Here is a 20,105-nt window from a genome sequence, read left to right as displayed (position 1 = left end):
AGAATCCGCGCATCTTATCACAATCCTGCCGCCGTCGTGCCTCTGACGGGCATTCACTTTGCGAGCGGCTACGCAGGGTGAAAAGCGGCGGGTCGGCAGCGTCGTCAGGTTGTGCCAGGATAGGCTGATTCACGCAGGAGGGCGCATGGACGGAACGGAAAATCTGATGCCACGGGAGAAGATGCTGCAATTCGGCATCGAGGCGCTGACGGACGTTGAGCTACTGGCGCTGTTTCTGCGCATTGGCACACGCCGTCAGGATGTGCTGAGCTACGCCCAGGCATTATTGCAGCGTTTTGGTTCGCTCTACGCTCTGCTTTCCGCTGATAAAGCGCAACTGGTTGCCGTTGACGGGCTGGGGCTGGCGAAATATGCGCAACTGAAGGGGATTGCCGAGCTGGCGCGGCGCTATTTTAGCTCGCAGCTGGTTGAGGAGGCCGCGCTGGTCACCCCCTCGATGACGCGGGAATTTTTGCAAAGCCAGCTAACGGAAGAGGAGCGCGAGATCTTTATGGTGATCTTTTTAGATAATCAGAACCGCGTGTTGAAACATAGCCGCCTTTTTTCTGGTACTCTTAGCCACGTTGAGGTGCATCCGCGAGAAATTGTACGCGAAGCCATCAAAGTGAACGCTGCCGCCGTGATCCTTGCGCATAATCATCCCTCCGGTAGTCCGGAGCCGAGTCAGGCTGACAGGCTGATTACCGAAAGGGTGGTAAAGTGTTGTCGATTCATGGAGATACGCGTGCTTGACCATCTGGTTATCGGCCGCGGTGCGTATGTATCTTTTGCCGAACGTGGCTGGATTTAGCCCCGAACTGGCGATCCTTCGGGATCTTTGTCTGTTCGGGACTTGAGCACATCGCCGAGTCAGCGTATACTACGCCACCTTTGAGAATCTCGGGTTTGGCATTTGGGCCTGGCAGTCGAGAGTTCACATTGAACTGCGATGACCAGGCTGTAAAGCCTGACGAGGCGCCAATACCCCATACGAAGCTCGAGCTAATTTGATTTTTGGAGAATAGACATGTCCCGAGTCTGCCAAGTTACTGGCAAGCGTCCGGTGACCGGTAACAACCGTTCCCACGCACTGAACGCGACTAAACGCCGTTTCCTGCCGAACCTGCACTCTCACCGTTTCTGGGTTGAGAGCGAGAAGCGTTTTGTCACCCTGCGCGTATCTGCTAAAGGTATGCGTGTAATCGATAAGAAAGGCATCGATACAGTTCTGGCTGAACTGCGTGCCCGTGGCGAAAAGTACTAAGTACTTAGAGGAAATAAATCATGGCTAAAGGTATTCGTGAGAAAATCAAGCTGGTTTCTTCCGCTGGTACTGGTCACTTCTACACCACCACGAAGAACAAACGTACCAAACCGGAAAAAATGGAACTGAAAAAGTACGATCCGGTTGTACGTCAGCACGTTATCTACAAAGAAGCTAAAATCAAATAATTTTAGCCTCCTTGTATAAAAACCCCGCTCCGGCGGGGTTTTTTGTTTTTAAAACTCCCCCATATTGCTTTCACACACTCCCTTTTCAGCCACCTGTCCGTGAAGCACAATACGCCGGGTTAATGGAGGAAAATCATGCCTGAATTACCAGAGGTTGAAACCAGCCGCCGCGGCATTGAGCCGCACCTGGTTGGCGCAACCATTCTGCACGCCGTCGTGCGCAACGGACGGCTGCGCTGGCCGGTTTCTGAAGAGATTTATCGCCTGAGCGACGTTCCGGTGCTCAGCGTGCGTCGTCGCGCCAAATACCTGCTTCTGGAACTCCCGAACGGCTGGATCATCGTCCATCTCGGGATGTCGGGAAGCCTGCGCATCCTGAGCGAAGAGCTGCCTGCGGAAAAACACGATCACGTTGATCTGGTTATGAGTAACGGTAAAGTCCTGCGCTATACCGATCCGCGCCGCTTTGGCGCCTGGCTGTGGACCAAAGAGCTGGAAGGCCACCCGGTGCTGGCGCATCTGGGGCCGGAGCCGCTGAGCGACGCCTTCAACGCCGATTATCTCCAGCAGAAATGCGCGAAGAAGAAAACCGCGATCAAACCCTGGCTGATGGATAACAAGCTGGTGGTGGGCGTCGGCAATATCTACGCCAGTGAATCGCTGTTCTCCGCCGGGATCCACCCTGACAGGCTGGCGTCCTCACTGTCGCGGGACGAGTGCGAGCAGCTGGTGAAGGTGATTAAGCTGGTCCTGCTGCGTTCGATAGAGCAGGGCGGCACCACGCTGAAGGACTTCCTGCAAAGCGATGGCAAGCCCGGCTATTTTGCCCAGGAGCTACAGGTCTATGGCCGCAAGGGCGAACCCTGCCGGATCTGCGGCACGCCGGTTGTCGGGACCAAGCATGCCCAGCGGGCGACCTTTTATTGCCGCCAGTGTCAGAAATAGTCACCGGAACAGGAATGATTGTCGGCAAGGTCAGCGGACCTGCGGGGGCGCATCTGGTGGGCCGGGGACGTTTGTAGGCTAGGTAAGCGCAGCGCCAGCCTGGCTCATGCCCCAGCAGATGCGTTACTTCAGCTTATTCAACAGCGCCTGGTGGACGTTGGCTGGCAGGAAGTGAGAGACATCGCCCTGGTGGCGCGCGACTTCTTTGACCAGCGAAGAGGAGATAAACGACCACTCTTTGCACGGCATCAGGAACACGCTCTCAAGGGTGGGCATCAAATGGCGGTTCATATGGGCCAACTGCATCTCATATTCGAAATCCGCCACCGCCCGCAGGCCGCGGATCAGGATATTGGCCTGCTGCGCGCGCGCGAAGCTGGCCATCAGGTCGCTGAAGCCGACCACCTGAACATTCACCAGGTGGGCCGTCGCCTGCTCCGCCAGCGCAATACGTTCATCCAGGCTGAACATCGGCTTTTTACTCGGGCTGGCGGCGATAGCCAGCACCACTTTATCGAACATACTCGCCGCGCGGGTGACGATATCGATATGGCCATTGGTGATGGGATCGAAGGTACCCGGATAGATCGCTTTTGTGCTCATGATGACTCTTTCTCCGAGTAGCCGTGGCTCAGCGCCCACAGCTCGGTATATTTCGTAAACGTATACTGCGCGTTGACCATCGCCAGTAACCAGCCCTGCTTACCGTCCAGCACCCCACCGCGCAGCAGCAGCGTTTTCAGGAACGCGCCCAGCGTGTGGCTGAATATCCCCGCCATCGAGGTCTTCTTGCCCTTCCGGTGGCGTTCTAGCGCCCATGCGGCGGCGTAAGCCAGCTGTTTTTGCTGAAAGCCAGCGAAGTCGCGGCACGTCAGATGCAGGAGATCGCCGGTCAACGGAATGACCTCGGCGCCCAGGCTATCCAGCGATTCATGGACCAGATTATCGTTATAGCGGTAACGGGCGCGTTCGTACAGGCGCAGGACGCGATCGGGGTACCAACCGCTGTGGCGCATAAAGCGTCCGAGAAAATAGTTACGGCGGGCGATGCTGTAGATGGCGCCGCGCTGCGGGGCTGCCAGTACCGTAAGAATAGCCTGCCTGAGTTCCGGCGTGACGCGCTCATCGGTATCGATCATCAACACCCAGTCGCCGGTGGCGTAGTCCTGCGCGCGCTGGCGCTGAATGCCATAGCCTCGCCAGTCGGTATGGGTATAGACCTGCGCCCCGAGGCGGCGAGCCAGCTCGACGGTGCCGTCGGTACTGCCGGAGTCGAGGACGATAATTTCATCCGCCCAGCTAACGGAGTCCAGACAATCCGGCAGCAGGTCCGCTGCGTTTTTGGCGATCATCACCACGGAAAGCCGGTTCGACATTAATGACTCCGCTGCGGCAGGTAAGGTTGCAGTAACTGTAGCAGACGCGACAGCGCGCCCTGGTTTTGGTGCAGCACTTCCACCGCGTGACGGCCATACCACAGGCGGTAGTCTTCATCGGTCAGCAGCGTGGAAACCTCTTTGACCAGCGAGTTAGCGTCGGTGACGGTGATCAGGCCATCGTCCTGCTGCAGCTTGGCGCAGATATCTTTGAAATTGAAGGTATGCGGCCCCATCAGCACCGGAATGGCGTGCGCCGCCGGCTCGAGCGGGTTATGGCCGCCGCGCTCCACCAGGCTGCCGCCGACGAAAGCGAGGTCGGCAATGCCGTAGAGCAGCATCAGTTCGCCCATGGTATCGCCAATGACCACCTGGGTACTGGAGGAGGGGATCTCGCCGGTGCTGCGCAGAGTGAAGCTCATTCCGGCTTTTTGCACCATGTCGCGGGCGTCAGGGAAGCGCTCCGGATGGCGAGGAACAAGGATCAGCAGCAGGTTCGGAAAGGTCTCCAGCAGCTTTTTATGCGCCTGGAGGATAATTTGCTCTTCGCCATCGTGGGTGCTGGTGGCAATCCAGACTTTGCGGTGCGGCGCCCATTGCCGGCGCAGCGTCACCGCGCGGGCCGCCAGCTCTGGCGTGACGGAGATATCGAATTTCAGGCTGCCGGTGACCGCCAGCTGGTTGCGCTTCAGTCCCAGCGCGAGGAAGCGGTTGCCATCTTCTTCATTCTGCGCGGCGATAAGCGTAATACGGCTCAACAGGCGGCGCATAAAGCCGCCCAGTTTGGCATAGCCTTTGGCGGAACGTTCGGACAGGCGCGCGTTGGCAATCACCAGCGGGATCTTACGCTTATGCAGCGCGGCTACCATATTCGGCCACAGTTCGGTCTCCATGACGATCACCAGCTTCGGCTGAACGGTGTCCAGGAAGCGGTTCATGGCGCCGGGCAGATCGTAGGGCAGATAGACGTGATGGACATCTTTGCCGAAGGCCGACATGGCGCGCTCGGAGCCGGTCGGCGTCATGGTGGTGACGGTGATCGGCAGAGAAGGGTAGCGGTGGCGCAGGGCGCGAACCAGCGGGATGGCGGCTAAGGTCTCGCCGACGGAAACGGAGTGCAGCAGAATGCCATCCGGCTCTACCTTGTTCTGACAGAAGCCATAGCGTTCCGCCCAGCGTTTACGGTAGGCAGGAGCCTTACGACTGCGCAGCAGCAGCCGCAGCCACACCAGCGGCTGAATAAGGTAAAGTAGGGTGGTATAAAGCAATTCCAAACTATTTATCCGTTCTCTGTTTTGGCGGGCAAATTCTAAGCATTTAGCCCGCGTAAAGCTATCTCTTTGGCGGAAACAGCGGGTTTTTGGTCTATCCCGCGTGGCGATAACGCTTAATACGCAGATAACGGCGTCCCAGGCGCCAGCGTAAACGGAAAGTACAGGCGTTTTTCCAGATTAACCGCCAGATACCGCGGTCGAAGAATTCTTTAATGATAACATGCTTTTTCGACTCATCTTTCATACTGTCGAAGGTGTGGATGATCCCCAGACCTTCTTTGGCGATCTGCCAGCGACAGGCGGCGATATGGCGCACTTTGTCCGGGTAACGCTGGTTGATCGCCTCCAGCATCTCCAGAATTTTCATGTAATGGCGCGCCGAACGCATCAGCGTGTCGTCGTTGTCCGGCTTATGCGACACCGACTCAGAGTGGATGTAGTAATCATAGAATTGCTGACTGGTGTACTGCACGCGCTCCGCGGCCAGCAGCGCCTCTGTGGTCCACGGGATATCCTGATGGCGCAGGCCGGGTTCGAAATGGAAGTGATGCTGGCGGATAAAATCGTGGCGATAGATATTGAGCCAGGTGACGTGCAGAAATTTCCGCGAGTCCAGGGCCTGCTTGAGCCAGACATGGCCCGGCAGCACACCGGTCGAGGGCAAGCGATCCAGCGGAAAGATCGGGTGGCTCTCGCGGCGCTTTTCGTACACGTAGGTGCCGTTGCAAGTGGCGACATCGAGATGTGCTTTCTCCGCCATCTCCAGCAGCGTGCGATACATGCCCGGATAGAGTTTATCGTCGATGTCCGGAAACGCGAGGTACTTGCCGCTGGCAACCGCCAGGCCGGTATTGCGCGCGACCGAGACGCCCTGGTTTTCCTGCTCCAGCACCTGGACGTTCTGCAGCCGATCCCGCCATTCGGCGATCACCGCCAGGCTGTTGTCCGTCGACCCATCGTTCACCAGGATCAGTTCATAGCTGTCCAGCTGCTGCTGTTCAATGCACTCAAAGAATTGCGCAAGAAATTTCTCACCGTTGTAGACGGCAGCCACGATGCTCAGTAAAGGCGTTTGACTCATAAATCTTCGATCCTGGTTAACTAACGGCGTCAGATGCGCTGCAGCTGACGGTACTGCTGACAAATGGACACGACGCTGAATTTTTCCAGCGCGGCATCGTCGATGGCCGGCGGGTTATGGTAAATGCTTTGCATCGTCTGAGCCAGCGCCGGACTGGTGAGATCCGCCAGACCGCGGGCAAGTTCGCCGGTGAGGATCTCGGTGACGCCGCCGGGGCAGCGGGTGCTGGCGACCGGGGTATGCAACAGCAGCGCCTCCACCACCACATTGCCGAATCCTTCGCTATCCGAGCTCAAAACCAGCATCCGCGCGCCTTTGATCCACGGTAAGGGGTTTTCCTGAAAACCTTTGAACCACACCCGGTCGTCAATCTGCAGCGTTTTGGCCAGCTGGCGCAGGCGCTGCTCTTGCTCCGGTTTCCCCTGGCCTAACAGCACCAGCGGCGCGTCGATGCCGCTTTGCGCGTAGGCTTCGAGCAGGCGGTCGTGGCGTTTGCCGGGATGGAAGCGGCCGACGTGAATCAGGTAGTCGCCGTCCGGGCGCTCGCTGTCGGCTTCCGCCCCGGCGCGCAGGGCGGCGATATCGAAGGGGTTATAGATGGTTTTCAGCTGCGCCGGGCGCAGGGCGAAGGCGTCCACCAGATCGCGCCCCACGGCGTCGGAAACCGCCACCACGTTGCGCCCCTGGTAAATCCGCTTAATTTTCTGCTGCTTCATCCAGCGGTCAAAGCCGGTACGGTGACCAAGATAAGAGGCCGAGAAGACGCCGTGCAGGCAGAACCAGACGTTGCGCTCGCGCAGCGCCCGGCTGCGGGCGACGATGCGGTCGGTTTTGTGCAGGTTGGAGAGCACAAGGTCAAATTGTCCCTGCTGCTCGGCCCGGATGACCGCGGCGTCCAGCTGGCGGGCGCGGCGGGACAGCTCGGTCAGCTTGCGCCATGGTTTGCGGCAGCGATCGGCCACCACCTGGTAGTCGAGCCCCTCGGGCAATGGGTACTCGCAGACGTCGCGTAGCGAAATGAGCGAGACCCGATCGCCGTCGCGCAGGAACTGCGCCGCCAGGGTGAGAACCACTTTCTCCGCGCCGCCGCCGGGCAATCCGTCAATCACAAATAAGATGCGCATCGTTATTTCACCAGATCCTGATAAAGGGAAAGCAGCTGGGTTGAGAGGCGCTCGCTGGTGCAGGCCATAATGCGCTCGCGGGCGCGGTCGCCTTCCGCGGAGCCCAGCGCGCGGGCAGGCAGGGCCATCACCGCCTGCTGCAGCGCCGGGATATCCAGGGCGTCGCAGACGTAACCGTTGTGGCCGTTGACGATAAACTCCGCCCCGCCGCAGCCGGTGGTGGTGATCACCGGCAGACCGCAGGCCATTGCCTCAAGGATGACGTTGGGGAACGGATCGTAGAGGGTCGGCAGCAGCAGGCCATCGGCCATCTGATAGAACGGCAGCGTCTCCGACTGCATGCCGAAGAAGCGCACCCGATCTTCGCAGTTCAGGCTTTTCGCCAGCGCCTGATAGCGCGGCTGATCTTTATCTTTGCCAACCACCAGCAGATAGCGATCGGTCGGGGCGATGGCGCGGATCGCCGCCGCCAGCCCTTTACGCTCAAAGCCGGAGCCGACGTAAATCAGGCAGGTCGCCTGCAGCGGCAACTGCCATTTGGCGCGTAAGGCGGCAAAGGTTTCTTCGCCCGGCGGCAGGAAACGCTGGTTATCAATGGCGTTATAGATAACGTGGATCTTGTCCGCCGGCAGGCCAAAGTCTTCGATGATCTCGCGTTTGATCATCTCGGCGTTGCAGATCACCCCGCGCAGATGCGGGTCTTCGTACATCTCCCGTTCCGCTTGCATCACATAACGGTGGTAGCGGTCGGCGAACAGCAGGCGGCTTTTCCAGGCCGGTAAAATGCGCGAGCGCTGTTGCAGCCAGCGGCGATGAACGCCGTCGCCGGCGCGGTAGAGATCGCAGCCGGGAATACGCTCATGGCTCTGCACCAGGTCGAAAGATTCGCGCTGCCAGAGCGCCCGCGCGGCGTTGGCAAACCCGCGCTCGCGGCTGATGCGCCCCCATTTGCGCGGATTACAGATATGGATCTGCCAGTCCGGTTTCACCGGCCCCTGCCATTCGCGGGTGATGACGTTCAGCTGCAGATGACTGCTGTCGAGGGCTTCCAGCGCGCGGGAGACAAACCGTTCTGCGCCGCCGTCCGGGCGGTACTTCTGCCGCACCAGAGCCAGCCTGAATTTACTCATGCCAGTACCTTTTTCGCCGCCGCGATCACGGCGTCGGTAGGAATTAAATCGAGATAACGTTCGTCGGTGTTGGTGTTGATGGCGTCCGGGTCGGGCAGTGGACCGAAGTCGCCTGCCCAGATCACCTCGCCTTTCGCCTGCCATGGACGCCAGAAGGTCAGCTTCGAGGGGCCGAACAGGGCGACCAGCGGGGTGCCGAGAGCCGCAGCCATATGCATCGGCACCGAGTCGACGCCGATAAACAGCCGGGCGTGATCGATCACCGCCGCCAGCTGGCGCAGCGTTAACTGGCCGGCTAAAGAGTGCAGCCGCGCCTGCGGGCAGCCGGCGATGATGGTCTCCACCATCTTCTTCTCTCTATCGTCGGGGCCGGAGGTGAGTACCACCGCGTACCCTTCGGCGGACAGCGCGTTGATCAGCGCGCTCATCCTGTCTTCGCGCCAGCATTTAAAGAACCAACGCGACGTTGGCTGGATGACGATGTAGTTATCCCGGAAGTCCTCCGGCAGCAGGGCGCGGCTGGTGGCCCAGTCTGCTTCGCTGTAGCCCATCCGCGCCGGGGCGTCGTTCAACTGGATACCGAGCGGAGCGAGGATAGAGAGATTCTGCTGGACCGTATGCAGCTGATTATGCTGTTGGGTAGCGGCCAGCGCGGTGTGGCAATAGCGCCAGAACGGGTGGCGACGCTTCGGAAAATCAAAGCCGATCCGCGTCGCGGCGCCGGTCAGTTTGCTGATAATCGCGCTCGGCCACTGGTCGGCAAGGTTGAGCACCATATCGTATCGCTGCTGGCGCAGCGTCTGAATGAGCTGCCATTGCATCTTCAGCTGATGCTTTTTCCCCTGCTTTTTCCAGCGGCGGTCGAGACCATAAATATGGTGGATATCGGGGTTGGCGGCGAGCATATCCCGGGTCTCTTCATACAGCAGGACATCCACGCTGGCGGCGGGATACTGCTGTTTCAGCGCGTGAATAAGCGGGGTGATCAGCAGCATGTCGCCATGATGGCGCAGCTTAATGACCAGGATCCGCGCCGGGTTCAAGGGGCTGCGGGAGAGGGTTTCAGGCGTCATACTCTGTTCTTCATCCAGGATAAGGGTTCCGATTCTAGGGGATCAGACAGATTGAGAGAAGCGTTGTATTGCTCTACCATGACCCGATACGTATGGCCTGAGGACGTTTTCGTGCACAATCCCGCATTTCTCATCACGATTGATACAGAGGGCGATAACCTCTGGCAAAAACATGACAGCATCACCACCGAGAATGCGCGTTATCTCCCGCGTTTTCAGCAGCTTTGCGAAAAGTATGGCTTTAAACCGGTCTATTTGACCAATTATGAAATGGCCATCGATCCCTTTTATATCGAATTCGCCAGAGACGTGATTGCCCGCGGCACCGCGGAAGTCGGTATGCATCTGCATGCCTGGAACAGCCCGCCGACCGAGCCGCTGACCGCCGATGACTGGCGGCATAAGCCTTATCTCATTGAATACAGCGATGCCATGATGCGTGAGAAGGTCGACTATATGACGCGTCTGCTGGAGGACACCTTCCAGACCAAAATGGTTAGTCATCGCGCCGGGCGCTGGGCCTTTGACGAGCGCTATGCGCGTCTGCTGGTGGAGTACGGGTATCAGGTGGATTGCTCGGTGACCCCGCGGGTGAACTGGAAGACCGCCAAGGGGGCGCCGCAGGGCGATGGCGGGACCGATTATCGTCGCTTCCCGCAGCATGCCTATTTCCTCGATGAAAATGACATCAGCCGCGAGGGCCGCTCGCCGCTGCTGGAAGTGCCGATGAGCATTCAGTACAAGCACTCCGCGTGGATGAACAGCGTGAAGCAGGGCTACGACCGCCTGCGCGGCAAAGTGCGTTCCCCCTCCGTGCACTGGCTGCGTCCGATGGGCGGCAACGTGGAGACGATGAAAAAAGTCGTCGAACAAACGTTGACGCAGGGCAATGACTACGTGGAATATATGCTCCACTCTTCAGAATATATGCCCGGCGGCAGCCCCACGTTCCAGAATGAACGGGATATTGAGCGTTTATACGCTGACCTTGAAGCCTTTTTTAGCTGGCTGGCGCCGCAGGTGAAGGGCATGACGTTGGCAGAATATTACCAGCGGAAAATCACACAGCGCTAACACAGCTCAAGGTACCGTATGCGTATCCTTAAACAATTGACGCGGAAAAAGAACGCTTTTTTCCGCGGTATTAAATTTAATTTAATTAACTATCGATACAGAAATAAGCCGGCGCGCAAACCCTTCGACCCGGCCCCCGTGCGCCGCGTGCTGCTATTGCGCCTGGACGATAAAGTCGGCGATATGGTGGTGACCACCGGCTGCGCCAGAATACTGGCCGAAAGGGGATATCAGGTTTCGGTGTTAACCGGACCAATATGCTGCGAAATATTAGCCGGCTCAGAATTCATTGAGCAAGTATATTTATATCGACCACGCATGTCCTTAAATACGTTACGGGCGGCGGGTTTTGATGCGGTTATCGATTTTGATGACGTGACCAGCTATGAACGCTTTAAATTACTCGCCGATTTACGGGCGACCAGCGTGATTGGCTTTAATAAAGAGCCCTATAAACTTTACGATCATTCGATCGCTTTTTTTGACAGCAACAGCCATATTTCCCTGCGCTATCAACAGGTGGTGAAGCTTTTTGGCGTCGTTGACGACCAGCCATACGACTATCATCTCCCCGGCTGTCGCCATGAGCGGGAGAAAGTGGCGCGCTTGCTTTCCCAGGCCGGAGAGGTCGCACTGCGCATCGCCATTAACCCTTTTACCGCCTCCGAGGATAAAGACTTCTGTCGTCATCAGGTGGCGACCCTGGTCGAGCGGCTACATGCTCTGCCTTACCGGGTCTGTATCGTGATGGTGGGTCGCAGCGAGAAAATTCAGCAGCTGGGGCTGGATATGGCGCTGTACGTCGCCGACAGCACCATCAACTCCGCCGTGGAGGTGATTCGCAGCTGTGATTTAGTCATTACGCCGGACACCTCGATCGTGCATATCGCCCGCGCTTTCGATAAACCGATGGTGGCGGTCTATAACAAACGCAAACTCAAGGATACCGGGCTGCCCGGCTATCATATCTGGGCGCCGGGCTATGACAAAGCGAGGCAGATCGTTTGTGAAGAAGCGAATGTCGCCGATGTGGCGATTGAGTCGGTATGGCCGGTGATTAAAGAGCAGGCCGACCGGCTGGTCGCCGCCCGCAGTTAATAGAAAAGTGAATATAAAAAAGGGCCGTCAGCGGCCCTTTCTTGTTAACGCTTTTCCGCCAGCCCTTTGCTGAGCGCAATGCCCAGCGGCAGCCAGAACAGCACCCAGGTTTCCCGGGGGTTGCTGATGATAAACATCCCCTGCGAGGCCATAAATACCAGCGCGTAAAACAGGATCGCCAGACTGTAGCGGCTGTCGGAGCGGCGCTTGCGCCACGCCTGGCACAGTCCGCAGGCAATGACCGCCAGCAACAGCAGTAAACCCACGATGCCGCCTTTCAGCAGGGCGCCCATATATACGCTGTGGGTGGTGGTGATGTGTTCGCCGCTGTAGTTGATGAAATCCAGTTCATAGCTGAAACCGCGTCCCAGCCAGGGCTGGCTGGCCATCTCCGACAGCGTATGGTGCCAGATGCTCAGGCGCAGCCCGCTTTGGGTGCCCAACTCTTCGAAACGGGCGAGCAGCATGTCGCCCACCGGCGTCATCACCAAAAGCAGAGCCACCAGCACGGCCAGCGCCGCGGCGATCAGCAGGTTACGGCGGGTGAAGACGTGCAGGTGCAGCGTACAGCCGACCGCCAGCACCAGGGCGATGATCGGCCCGCGGCTTTGGGTCAGCAGCATCATCACCAGCATGATGGCCACTGGCAGATAGAGCCAGTGGCTGGCTTTTTCTTTCAGCAGCATGCCGCAGATTAAGATGCCGATGCCGCAGTATCCGGCAAGGTCGATAACGTTTGTTGGCCCGGGGTTCTCGGGGGAGACCGCCCGTTCGGTGAGGACCAGGGTGTGGTCGAACATCAGCGTCCACAGCGAGAGCACAGTGATCCCGCCAACCACCGCCAGCATGGCCAGGCGGCGGGTTCGTTCGTCGCTGAGCAGCATCGCCATCAGCAACAGATAGCCCGTCAGGTACACGCCGTGGGTGATCGGCGAGTCGATATGCTGCGGCGTATGGCCCCACAGGTTACTGAGGGCGTAATAGATAAAGAAGACCGCCAGCAGCGCCCAGGTCTGCCACTGTTCGCGTAACACGCCGGCCAGCGCCTGGCGGTTTTCCGGGCGTACCAGCGAGAGCAAGAGCAGCAGGATCGATAAATGCAGCAGGTTATTGGTCCGGGTGGACATGCAAAAAATCGCGCTGAAAAATAAAAACAAAGGAAAAACAATCGAGTAACCCTGTCTGGCGTAGTTACTCATTTTTAAAGTACTCATTAAACGCAACCTTTTCGAAAATAGTGTCCGGCACAGCGCTTTCTGGTGAAAAATTAATGACCCGGATCTGGCGTTGCTGCAGTACCTGCGCGGCATGTGCAAAGGAGGGCATGACGAGGGTATCCACTTTTGTTGCCAGGTACGAAGGCAATTTTTCTTGTTGTGTTTCGTAGAATCGCGGCTGGTTGAAGTTAGTCATATCCAGACCGCTGACCAGGATAGTGCTGAAGCCCAGCCAGGCGAGGATCTGCAGCGCCCAGTAGACCACCGTGCCGGCATCAAAGACGCCCTGGCGAATATCGGTGCTAAAACAGATATCCGGGCGCTGGGGATGAAAGCACATCGCCGGATTCTGCTGGTAAGTGCGCTTTATCGCTTCGCTGGCGACTTTCGGCTGGTAAATCTTATAGCAACCGTCCTCAATCAACGCCAAACGGCAGCGCAGCGCGTCCGCATGGCGATCCACGATTTTGGCGATCCCATGCATGGTGGTGAACAGCAGAATGTCCGGCTGACTGACGATGGCGCGGATAATGTCCGGCTTCTTATCGAAAAACTCCATGTCGACGATGGTATAGAGCGAAAAGTGCAGTTGGTCGGCAAGATGCCAGGCGCCATTGACGCCCATCACCGGGATCGTTTTCGACAACAGGGAAAAATCGATATTGCGGGTCGAAGGGCCAGTGGCGGTCAGCAGGACTTCGCCTTGCATGCTGTTTTTCAGCGCGCTCAGGCTGACCAGCGGCACCGTTTTCCCTTTATAACGCAACGCGCTGATTTCGCCGCTCGGCGCGCGGGTGATGCGGGTAAAAGGCCACAGATTTTCATTGTGACGATAAGCGCGAGGGCGGGTGTAGCGATAGATCTGCTTAAACAGGGATCCCATCAGAGCAGCCCCTGATTTTGCAGAAGAAGATGAACCCGGCTGGCGGTAATATCGCCAGTGCTGGCGCTGTTTTCCGGCCGCACGATGTGCTGGTTTTTACCGTATCCGCCAATCAGCCCCGGATCGGTCGGGCCGTAGAGCGTGAAGTTCGGTTTATCCAGCGCGGCGGTCAGATGACTCAGGCCGGTATCGACCGAGACGACGGCCCGGGCGCTGGCCAGAACCTGCGCCACCTGCTCAAGGCTCATGCGCGGCAGCACTTCAACATACTCCCGGCCTTCCGCCAGCCGCTTCGCCCGCGCCTCTTCGTGCGGGGCGCCCCACGGCAGCTTAATGCGGACGCCGCTGTCGGCCAGCAGATCGAGCAGTTCCTGCCAGCGGTTTTCCGGCCAGTGCTTATCGTCGCGGGTGGTGGCGTGCAGAAACACCAGATAGGGGGCGGCAGCGCTAGCCTCGTGCTGTAGGAAATGGCGCGCAATGGCGTAATCCCCCTGGGTTTGGGGTTTCGCGTAGCCGAGGCTTTTGGCGAACAGCTCGCGGGTACGCTCCACCGCGTGCTGCTGTTTCGCAATGTGGTGGCGGCGGTTGTAAAACAGGCTGGCCAGCGGCTCGCGGGCCGTTTGCCAGTCCATACCATGCTTGACGCCGTGCGCCAGACGGGTGACCAGCGCAGCGCTTTTCACCAGCCCCTGGGCGTCGATAATGGCGTCATACTTGACCGCCTGGACGGCCTCGCGAAAGGCTTTACGCTCCGCTTTGATCGGCGCGGAGAACCAGGCTTTACGCCAGCGGCGGATCGCCACCGGGATCACCCGCTCGACGCTGTCATGCCAGGAGGGGATCTGCGCGAAGCCTTCTTCCACAACCCAGTCGAAGCGGATGCCGGGGATGGCCTGCGCGGCGTCGGTCAGCGCGGGCAGCGTGTGCAGCACGTCGCCCATCGATGAGGTTTTTACAATCAATACCCGCATCCGCTACGCTTCCTCGTGCCCGGTTTTTTCCGTCAGCAATTCGTTCAGCTCTTGCAGGACGCGCTCTGGCGTAATGTCGATCAGGCTCTGATGATAACCTTCCGCGGCATCGCCTTTGCGCACCTTGTGGTAGCCGGTAATCAGGCGGATCACGCGCGCTTTATGCGACAGCGGCGGGGTAAAGTCCGGACTGCTCGGGCCATACAGCGCCACCAGCGGACGGTCCAGCGCCGCGGCGACGTGCATCAGCCCCGAATCGTTAGTCACCACCGCTTTACAGGCGGCAATCAGGATCACCGCCTGCTCCAGCTGGGTTTCACCCGCCAGATTCCGGCACCAGGCCTGCTGCTCGCTGCTGAGGGCGGCGATGATCTCTTTGCCGGCCTCGTTATCTTTTGCCGAGCCAAATAGCGCAATCTGATAACCATCGTCGATGAGCTTTTTCGCCAGCGCAGCATAGTGATAGTGCGGCCAGCGTTTTGCCGGGCCGAACTCCGCGCCGGGGCAAAAGCCGATGATCGGCCGATCGTTGGACAGGTTAAAGGCGCTGCAGGCCTGCGACTTTTCCCCTTCGTTGACCTGCAGCTGCGGCCATAGCAGCGGCTGCGGCAGATCTTTGGCGCAGCGCATCACGCCGTTGTCGTAGGCCAGCGCCACGTAGCGTTCCACCATCAGCGGCCAGGCGTCTTTGTCCAGCACCCGGGCGTCGTTGAGCAGGCCGTAGCGCATCTCGCCGCGCCAGCCGGTGCGCAGCGGGATGTTGGCAAAGAAGGGAACTAATGCCGATTTAAACGAGTTTGGCAGCACGTAAGCGCGATCGTAGCGACGCTCGCGCAGGCTGTGGCCGAGCTTGCGGCGTTCGCCGATAGCCAGCGCGCCGTGGCCCAGCGGCATCGGGATCGCTTCGTTCACTTCCGGCATGCGCGATAACAACGGACGACACCAGGCTGGCGCCATCACGTCGATAATCGCCTGGGGATAGCGCGCCCTGAGCGTACGATAAAGACTTTGCGACATCATCATGTCGCCCACCCAAGACGGGCCTACCACCAGAATTTTCATGTTATCTCTTACGCATCCCGATTCAGCCAGGCCATATACTCCGTTACGCCTTCGGCAACGGTTTTGAACGGTTTGTCATAGCCCGCTTTACGCAGGTTAGTCAGATCCGCCTGGGTGAACGCCTGGTAGCGGCCTTTCAGTTTGTCCGGGAATGGGATGTACTCGATGCTGCCTTTTTTGTGGTACGCCAGGGTCGCGTCGGCGACGGCCTGGAAGGATTCCGCGCGGCCAGTGCCGAGGTTGAAGATGCCGGAAACGCCGTTTTCCCAGAACCACAGGTTGACGTCAGCCACGTCGCCGACGTAGACGAAGTCGCGCTTGAAGCCGTCGCTGCCTTCGAACAGTTTCGGACTTTCGCCATTATTCAGCTGGGTGTTGAGGTGGAAAGCGACGCTCGCCATGCTGCCTTTGTGGCCTTCGCGCGGCCCGTAGACGTTGAAGTAGCGGAAGCCGACGATCTGCGAATTGGCTTCCGGCAGGATCTGACGAACGTATTCATCGAACAGGAATTTGGAGTAGCCGTAGACGTTTAGCGGCTGCTCATACTCGCGAGACTCGATGAAATCGCTGGTGCGCCCACCGTAGGTGGCCGCCGAAGAGGCGTACAGGAACGGAATTTCGCGCTCCAGGCAGTAGTGCAGCAGCTCTTTGGAGTACTGATAGTTGTTGTCCATCATGTACTTGCCGTCCCACTCCGTGGTGGAAGAGCACGCGCCTTCGTGGAAGATAGCGTCAATGTCGCCGAACTCTTCGCCTGCCATAATCTGGATCAGAAAGTCTTCTTTATCCATGTAGTCAGCGATGTTCAGGTCAACCAGGTTCACAAACTTGGTGCCGTCTTTCAGATTGTCGACAACCAGAATGTCGGTAATGCCCTTGTCATTCAGCGCTTTAACGATGTTGCTGCCGATAAAGCCTGCGCCGCCGGTTACGATGATCATAACTGTACCTTTGAAGTTGAGAGCCCGGAGACAATCCGGACATGAATGCTCATATCATATCACCACATGAGCAAGCCTACAGCCATTCGCAGAATAAGGTGCTGGGCTGACGTGATTTATGCTGCAAATAATTCATTCAGGCATGCATCATCTCGTATCAGCGTATAGCTTTGGGTAATATGTGCCAAATTTTGCCGAATCTGGAGAGTTGCAATGCGTGGTGATTTCTACAAACAGTTAACTAGCAATCTGGAGACCGCTCGGGCCGAAGGCTTGTTTAAAGAAGAGCGCATCATCACCTCGGCGCAGCAGGCGGACATTACCGTCGGCGACAGCCACGTGATTAACTTCTGCGCCAATAACTATCTGGGTCTGGCCAACCACCCGGCGCTGATCGACGCGGCGAAATCCGGTATGGACAGCCACGGCTTGGGGATGGCCTCGGTACGCTTCATCTGCGGCACCCAGGATACGCACAAGCAGCTGGAGAAGAAGCTGGCGGATTTCCTCGGTATGGAAGACGCGATCCTCTACTCCTCCTGCTTCGACGCCAACGGCGGCCTGTTTGAAACGCTGCTCGGCCCGGAAGACGCCATTATCTCCGACGCCCTGAACCATGCCTCGATCATCGACGGCGTGCGCCTGTGTAAAGCAAAGCGCTTCCGCTATGCCAACAACGATATGCAGGAACTGGAAGCGCGTCTGAAAGAAGCCCGCGACGCTGGCGCGCGTCACGTGCTGATCGCCACCGACGGCGTCTTCTCGATGGACGGCGTGATCGCCAACCTGAAAGGCGTTTGCGACCTGGCGGATAAATACGATGCGCTGGTGATGGTCGATGACTCCCACGCCGTCGGCTTCGTCGGCGAAAACGGTCGCGGCTCCCACGAATACTGCGATGTGATGGGGCGCGTCGACATCATCACCGGCACGCTGGGTAAAGCGCTGGGCGGCGCCTCCGGCGGCTACACCGCCGCACGCAAAGAGGTGGTCGAGTGGCTGCGCCAGCGTTCCCGTCCGTATCTGTTCTCCAACTCTCTGGCGCCGGCCATCGTGGCCGCCTCCATCAAAGTGCTGGAGATGGTCGAAGAGGGCGCAGACCTGCGCGATCGCCTGTGGGCCAACGCGCGTCTGTTCCGTGAAAAAATGACTGCGGCAGGCTTCACCCTGGCGGGCGCCGACCACGCCATCATTCCGGTGATGCTGGGTGAAGCGGTGGTGGCGCAGAACTTTGCCCGCGAACTGCAGAAAGAAGGGATCTATGTCACCGGCTTCTTCTATCCGGTGGTACCGAAAGGCCAGGCGCGTATTCGCACCCAGATGTCGGCGGCGCATACCCCTGAACAAATTGAGCGTGCGGTGGAAGCCTTTACCCGCATCGGCAAACAACTGGGCGTCATCGCCTAATAAGGGTGTGAGATGAAAGCGTTATCCAAACTGAAAGCGGAAGAAGGCATCTGGATGACCGACGTACCGGAACCGGAAGTCGGCCATAACGATCTGCTGATTAAAATCCGCAAGACCGCCATTTGCGGGACCGACGTGCACATCTACAACTGGGATGAGTGGTCGCAGAAGACCATTCCGGTGCCGATGGTGGTCGGGCACGAATATGTCGGCGAAGTGGTGGGGATTGGCCAGGAAGTGCGCGGCTTTAAGATTGGCGACCGCGTCTCCGGCGAAGGGCATATCACCTGCGGCCACTGCCGTAACTGCCGCGCAGGCCGTACCCACCTGTGCCGCAACACCATCGGCGTGGGCGTCAACCGCCCGGGCTGCTTTGCCGAGTATCTGGTGATCCCGGCCTTTAACGCCTTTAAAATTCCCGACAATATCTCTGATGACCTGGCGTCCATCTTCGACCCATTCGGCAACGCCGTGCACACCGCGCTCTCCTTCGATCTGGTGGGGGAAGACGTGCTGGTCTCCGGCGCCGGTCCGATCGGCGTGATGGCGGCGGCGGTGGCGAAACATGTCGGCGCGCGTAACGTGGTGATCACTGACGTTAACGAGTACCGTCTCGAGCTGGCGCGCAAAATGGGCGTCACCCGCGCGGTGAACGTGGCGAAAGAGAACCTCAACGACGTGATGGCCGAGCTGGGGATGACCGAAGGTTTCGACGTGGGTCTGGAGATGTCCGGCGCGCCGCCGGCGTTCCGCAGCATGCTGGATACCATGAACCACGGCGGCCGTATCGCGATGCTGGGTATCCCGCCGTCGGATATGTCCATCGACTGGACCAAGGTCATCTTCAAGGGGCTGTTTATCAAAGGGATCTATGGTCGCGAAATGTTCGAAACCTGGTACAAGATGGCGGCGCTGATCCAGTCTGGCCTGGATCTTTCGCCGATCATCACCCACCGCTTCGGCATTGACGACTTCCAGAAGGGCTTTGACGCCATGCGCTCCGGTCAGTCCGGTAAAGTGGTTCTGAGCTGGGAATAACGCCTCCGGTCTGTTGTAAACATCAGCAAAAAAGGCGCCTGCGGGCGCCTTAATTTAGATTTGGATTACATTTTTAGCCTGCTTAATATCAAGCGCACAATTTCTACATCGATTTTACGGTTATTCGCTTATACAGTGTGTTTAGTCGCGGTTTAACTTTGAAACGATCATGCTTAAACTCTCCGTATGCTTACTGACCTGTAACTCCGCTCGTCTGCTCATGGAGGTGCTGCCCCCGCTGCTGAAGGTGGCTGATGAGTGTATTGTCGTCGACTCCGGTAGCACCGACGAAACGGTCTCTATTTGTCAGCAGTTTGGTCTCACCGTCCATCACCATGCCTATAAAGCCCACGGCGCGCAGATGAACTATGCCATCGGGCTGGCCAGCCATGACTGGGTGCTGTGCATGGACAGCGATGAAATTCTTGATAACGACGTCGTGGCGGCCATTCAGGCGTTAAAAGCGGGGGAGGAACCTGACCCGGCCTGCGCCTGGCGTTTGCCGCGCTACTGGTTTGTCCTCGGCACGCAGGTGCGGACGATCTACCCTATTTCCTCGCCGGATTACCCGGTGCGCCTCTTTAACCGCCAGCAGGCGCGGTTTAACGACCGGCCGGTGGATGACCAGGTGGTCGGACACGCGCGCTCCGTCAGGCTGCCGGGCTTTGTACGCCATGACACCTTTTATTCGCTGCATGAAGTGTTTAATAAGCTGAACAGCTATACCACCCGGCTGGTGAAGCACCAGCAGATCACACCTTCGCTGACGCGGGGGATCGTCAGCGCCATTGGCGCTTTCTTTAAGTGGTATCTGTTCAGCGGGGCATGGCGCTATGGCAAAGTCGGCGTGGTCACCGGCCTGTACGCCACGTTTTACAGCTTTCTCAAATATTTTAAGGCGTGGTACGCCCACGAAGATAACCAGGCGCCCGTCGCGCAAAAGCGAACGGACCCCTGAG

21 protein-coding genes are annotated in these 20,105 nt (G+C 58.4%); 9 read left to right on the top strand and 12 right to left on the bottom strand.

The features are described 5' to 3' along the window. The first annotated feature begins 145 nt into the window (after window positions 1–145). The 4 genes from radC to mutM all read left to right on the top strand — a co-directional run bounded on the left by radC (window position 146) and on the right by mutM (window position 2,397). A complete protein-coding gene (gene radC / locus ABLV04_RS03045; RefSeq protein ID WP_017900054.1) occupies window positions 146–811 on the top strand; it encodes a DNA repair protein RadC in 666 nt (221 codons plus the stop codon). 216 nt (window positions 812–1,027) lie between these two features. Continuing rightward, window positions 1,028–1,264 (top strand): 50S ribosomal protein L28, encoded by a 237-nt coding sequence (gene rpmB / locus ABLV04_RS03040; RefSeq protein ID WP_000091955.1) that lies wholly within the window; start codon window positions 1,028–1,030, stop codon window positions 1,262–1,264. 20 nt (window positions 1,265–1,284) lie between these two features. Then, window positions 1,285–1,452 carry a 50S ribosomal protein L33 gene (gene rpmG / locus ABLV04_RS03035; protein WP_002922510.1) on the top strand — a complete coding sequence of 56 codons (168 nt, stop codon included), beginning with the start codon at window positions 1,285–1,287 and terminating at the stop codon, window positions 1,450–1,452. 135 nt (window positions 1,453–1,587) lie between these two features. After that, entirely contained in the window at window positions 1,588–2,397 is an 810-nt protein-coding gene (mutM, locus tag ABLV04_RS03030; protein WP_032454367.1) for a bifunctional DNA-formamidopyrimidine glycosylase/DNA-(apurinic or apyrimidinic site) lyase, read from the top strand. Window positions 2,398–2,520: 123 nt separating this feature from the next. Here the strand turns inward: mutM and coaD are convergent, their stop codons facing one another. The 7 genes from coaD to rfaQ form a co-directional block, all read right to left on the bottom strand. Beyond that, window positions 2,521–3,000, bottom strand: coding sequence for a pantetheine-phosphate adenylyltransferase (gene coaD, locus ABLV04_RS03025; RefSeq protein ID WP_004205067.1), 480 nt, complete (start codon window positions 2,998–3,000; stop codon window positions 2,521–2,523). Continuing rightward, complete coding sequence (locus tag ABLV04_RS03020) at window positions 2,997–3,773, bottom strand: glycosyltransferase family 2 protein (RefSeq protein WP_023291366.1); 777 nt, start codon at window positions 3,771–3,773, stop codon at window positions 2,997–2,999. The genes coaD and ABLV04_RS03020 overlap by 4 nt, the downstream gene beginning before the upstream one ends. After that, the gene (gene waaA / locus ABLV04_RS03015) at window positions 3,773–5,047 is read right to left on the bottom strand and encodes a lipid IV(A) 3-deoxy-D-manno-octulosonic acid transferase (protein ID WP_004205065.1); all 1,275 of its coding nucleotides are present in this window, start codon (window positions 5,045–5,047) and stop codon (window positions 3,773–3,775) included. The genes ABLV04_RS03020 and waaA overlap by 1 nt, the downstream gene beginning before the upstream one ends. 91 nt (window positions 5,048–5,138) lie before the next feature. Then, window positions 5,139–6,128, bottom strand: coding sequence for a glycosyltransferase (locus tag ABLV04_RS03010; RefSeq protein ID WP_023291365.1), 990 nt, complete (start codon window positions 6,126–6,128; stop codon window positions 5,139–5,141). 29 nt (window positions 6,129–6,157) lie between these two features. Beyond that, on the bottom strand, window positions 6,158–7,252 hold the full coding sequence (locus ABLV04_RS03005) for a glycosyltransferase (protein WP_023291364.1): 1,095 nt from the start codon (window positions 7,250–7,252) through the stop codon (window positions 6,158–6,160). Window positions 7,253–7,254: 2 nt separating this feature from the next. Then, window positions 7,255–8,382 carry a glycosyltransferase family 4 protein gene (locus tag ABLV04_RS03000; RefSeq protein ID WP_048298567.1) on the bottom strand — a complete coding sequence of 376 codons (1,128 nt, stop codon included), beginning with the start codon at window positions 8,380–8,382 and terminating at the stop codon, window positions 7,255–7,257. Continuing rightward, window positions 8,379–9,455 (bottom strand): putative lipopolysaccharide heptosyltransferase III, encoded by a 1,077-nt coding sequence (gene rfaQ, locus ABLV04_RS02995; protein ID WP_048298566.1) that lies wholly within the window; start codon window positions 9,453–9,455, stop codon window positions 8,379–8,381. The genes ABLV04_RS03000 and rfaQ overlap by 4 nt, the downstream gene beginning before the upstream one ends. 111 nt (window positions 9,456–9,566) lie before the next feature. Between rfaQ and ABLV04_RS02990 the strand changes: the two genes are divergently transcribed. Next, the gene (locus tag ABLV04_RS02990) at window positions 9,567–10,529 is read left to right on the top strand and encodes a polysaccharide deacetylase family protein (protein WP_023291361.1); all 963 of its coding nucleotides are present in this window, start codon (window positions 9,567–9,569) and stop codon (window positions 10,527–10,529) included. Window positions 10,530–10,547: 18 nt separating this feature from the next. After that, entirely contained in the window at window positions 10,548–11,627 is a 1,080-nt protein-coding gene (locus ABLV04_RS02985; RefSeq protein WP_032454363.1) for a glycosyltransferase family 9 protein, read from the top strand. A gap of 44 nt (window positions 11,628–11,671) precedes the next feature. Here ABLV04_RS02985 and ABLV04_RS02980 read toward each other — a convergent pair whose 3' ends face one another. The 5 genes from ABLV04_RS02980 to rfaD are packed head-to-tail and all read right to left on the bottom strand — an operon-like array spanning window position 11,672 to window position 16,701. Continuing rightward, a complete protein-coding gene (locus tag ABLV04_RS02980; protein ID WP_180266196.1) occupies window positions 11,672–12,841 on the bottom strand; it encodes an O-antigen ligase family protein in 1,170 nt (389 codons plus the stop codon). Beyond that, window positions 12,819–13,727, bottom strand: a complete 909-nt coding sequence (locus ABLV04_RS02975; protein ID WP_180266197.1) for a sugar glycosyltransferase — start codon at window positions 13,725–13,727, stop codon at window positions 12,819–12,821. Before ABLV04_RS02975 ends, ABLV04_RS02980 begins: the two co-directional genes overlap by 23 nt. After that, a complete protein-coding gene (rfaC, locus tag ABLV04_RS02970) occupies window positions 13,727–14,698 on the bottom strand; it encodes a lipopolysaccharide heptosyltransferase RfaC (RefSeq protein ID WP_065882887.1) in 972 nt (323 codons plus the stop codon). The genes ABLV04_RS02975 and rfaC overlap by 1 nt, the downstream gene beginning before the upstream one ends. 3 nt (window positions 14,699–14,701) lie before the next feature. Next, window positions 14,702–15,760, bottom strand: coding sequence for an ADP-heptose--LPS heptosyltransferase RfaF (rfaF, locus tag ABLV04_RS02965; RefSeq protein ID WP_044525043.1), 1,059 nt, complete (start codon window positions 15,758–15,760; stop codon window positions 14,702–14,704). A gap of 8 nt (window positions 15,761–15,768) precedes the next feature. After that, on the bottom strand, window positions 15,769–16,701 hold the full coding sequence (gene rfaD, locus ABLV04_RS02960; RefSeq protein WP_023291355.1) for an ADP-glyceromanno-heptose 6-epimerase: 933 nt from the start codon (window positions 16,699–16,701) through the stop codon (window positions 15,769–15,771). A 213-nt stretch (window positions 16,702–16,914) separates the two neighbouring features. Here rfaD and kbl point away from each other — a divergent pair, with 213 nt between their 5' ends. From kbl to ABLV04_RS02945, 3 genes are all read left to right on the top strand, one after another. Further along, a complete protein-coding gene (gene kbl / locus ABLV04_RS02955) occupies window positions 16,915–18,108 on the top strand; it encodes a glycine C-acetyltransferase (RefSeq protein ID WP_180266198.1) in 1,194 nt (397 codons plus the stop codon). A 12-nt stretch (window positions 18,109–18,120) separates the two neighbouring features. Further along, a complete protein-coding gene (tdh, locus tag ABLV04_RS02950; protein ID WP_004205051.1) occupies window positions 18,121–19,146 on the top strand; it encodes an L-threonine 3-dehydrogenase in 1,026 nt (341 codons plus the stop codon). Window positions 19,147–19,315: 169 nt separating this feature from the next. Beyond that, window positions 19,316–20,104: a glycosyltransferase family 2 protein gene (locus ABLV04_RS02945; protein WP_023291354.1), complete on the top strand. Its 789-nt coding sequence runs from the start codon at window positions 19,316–19,318 to the stop codon at window positions 20,102–20,104. The last annotated feature ends 1 nt before the right edge of the window (window position 20,105 follow it).

The sequence above is a fragment of the Klebsiella sp. JN_Kp127 genome (assembly GCF_040062505.1).
In the GTDB taxonomy this organism is placed as follows: Bacteria; Pseudomonadota; Gammaproteobacteria; order Enterobacterales; family Enterobacteriaceae; genus Klebsiella; species Klebsiella quasipneumoniae.
The sequence above is the reverse complement of the archived record's forward strand: the minus strand, read 5'-3'. Positions and strand labels throughout refer to the sequence as shown.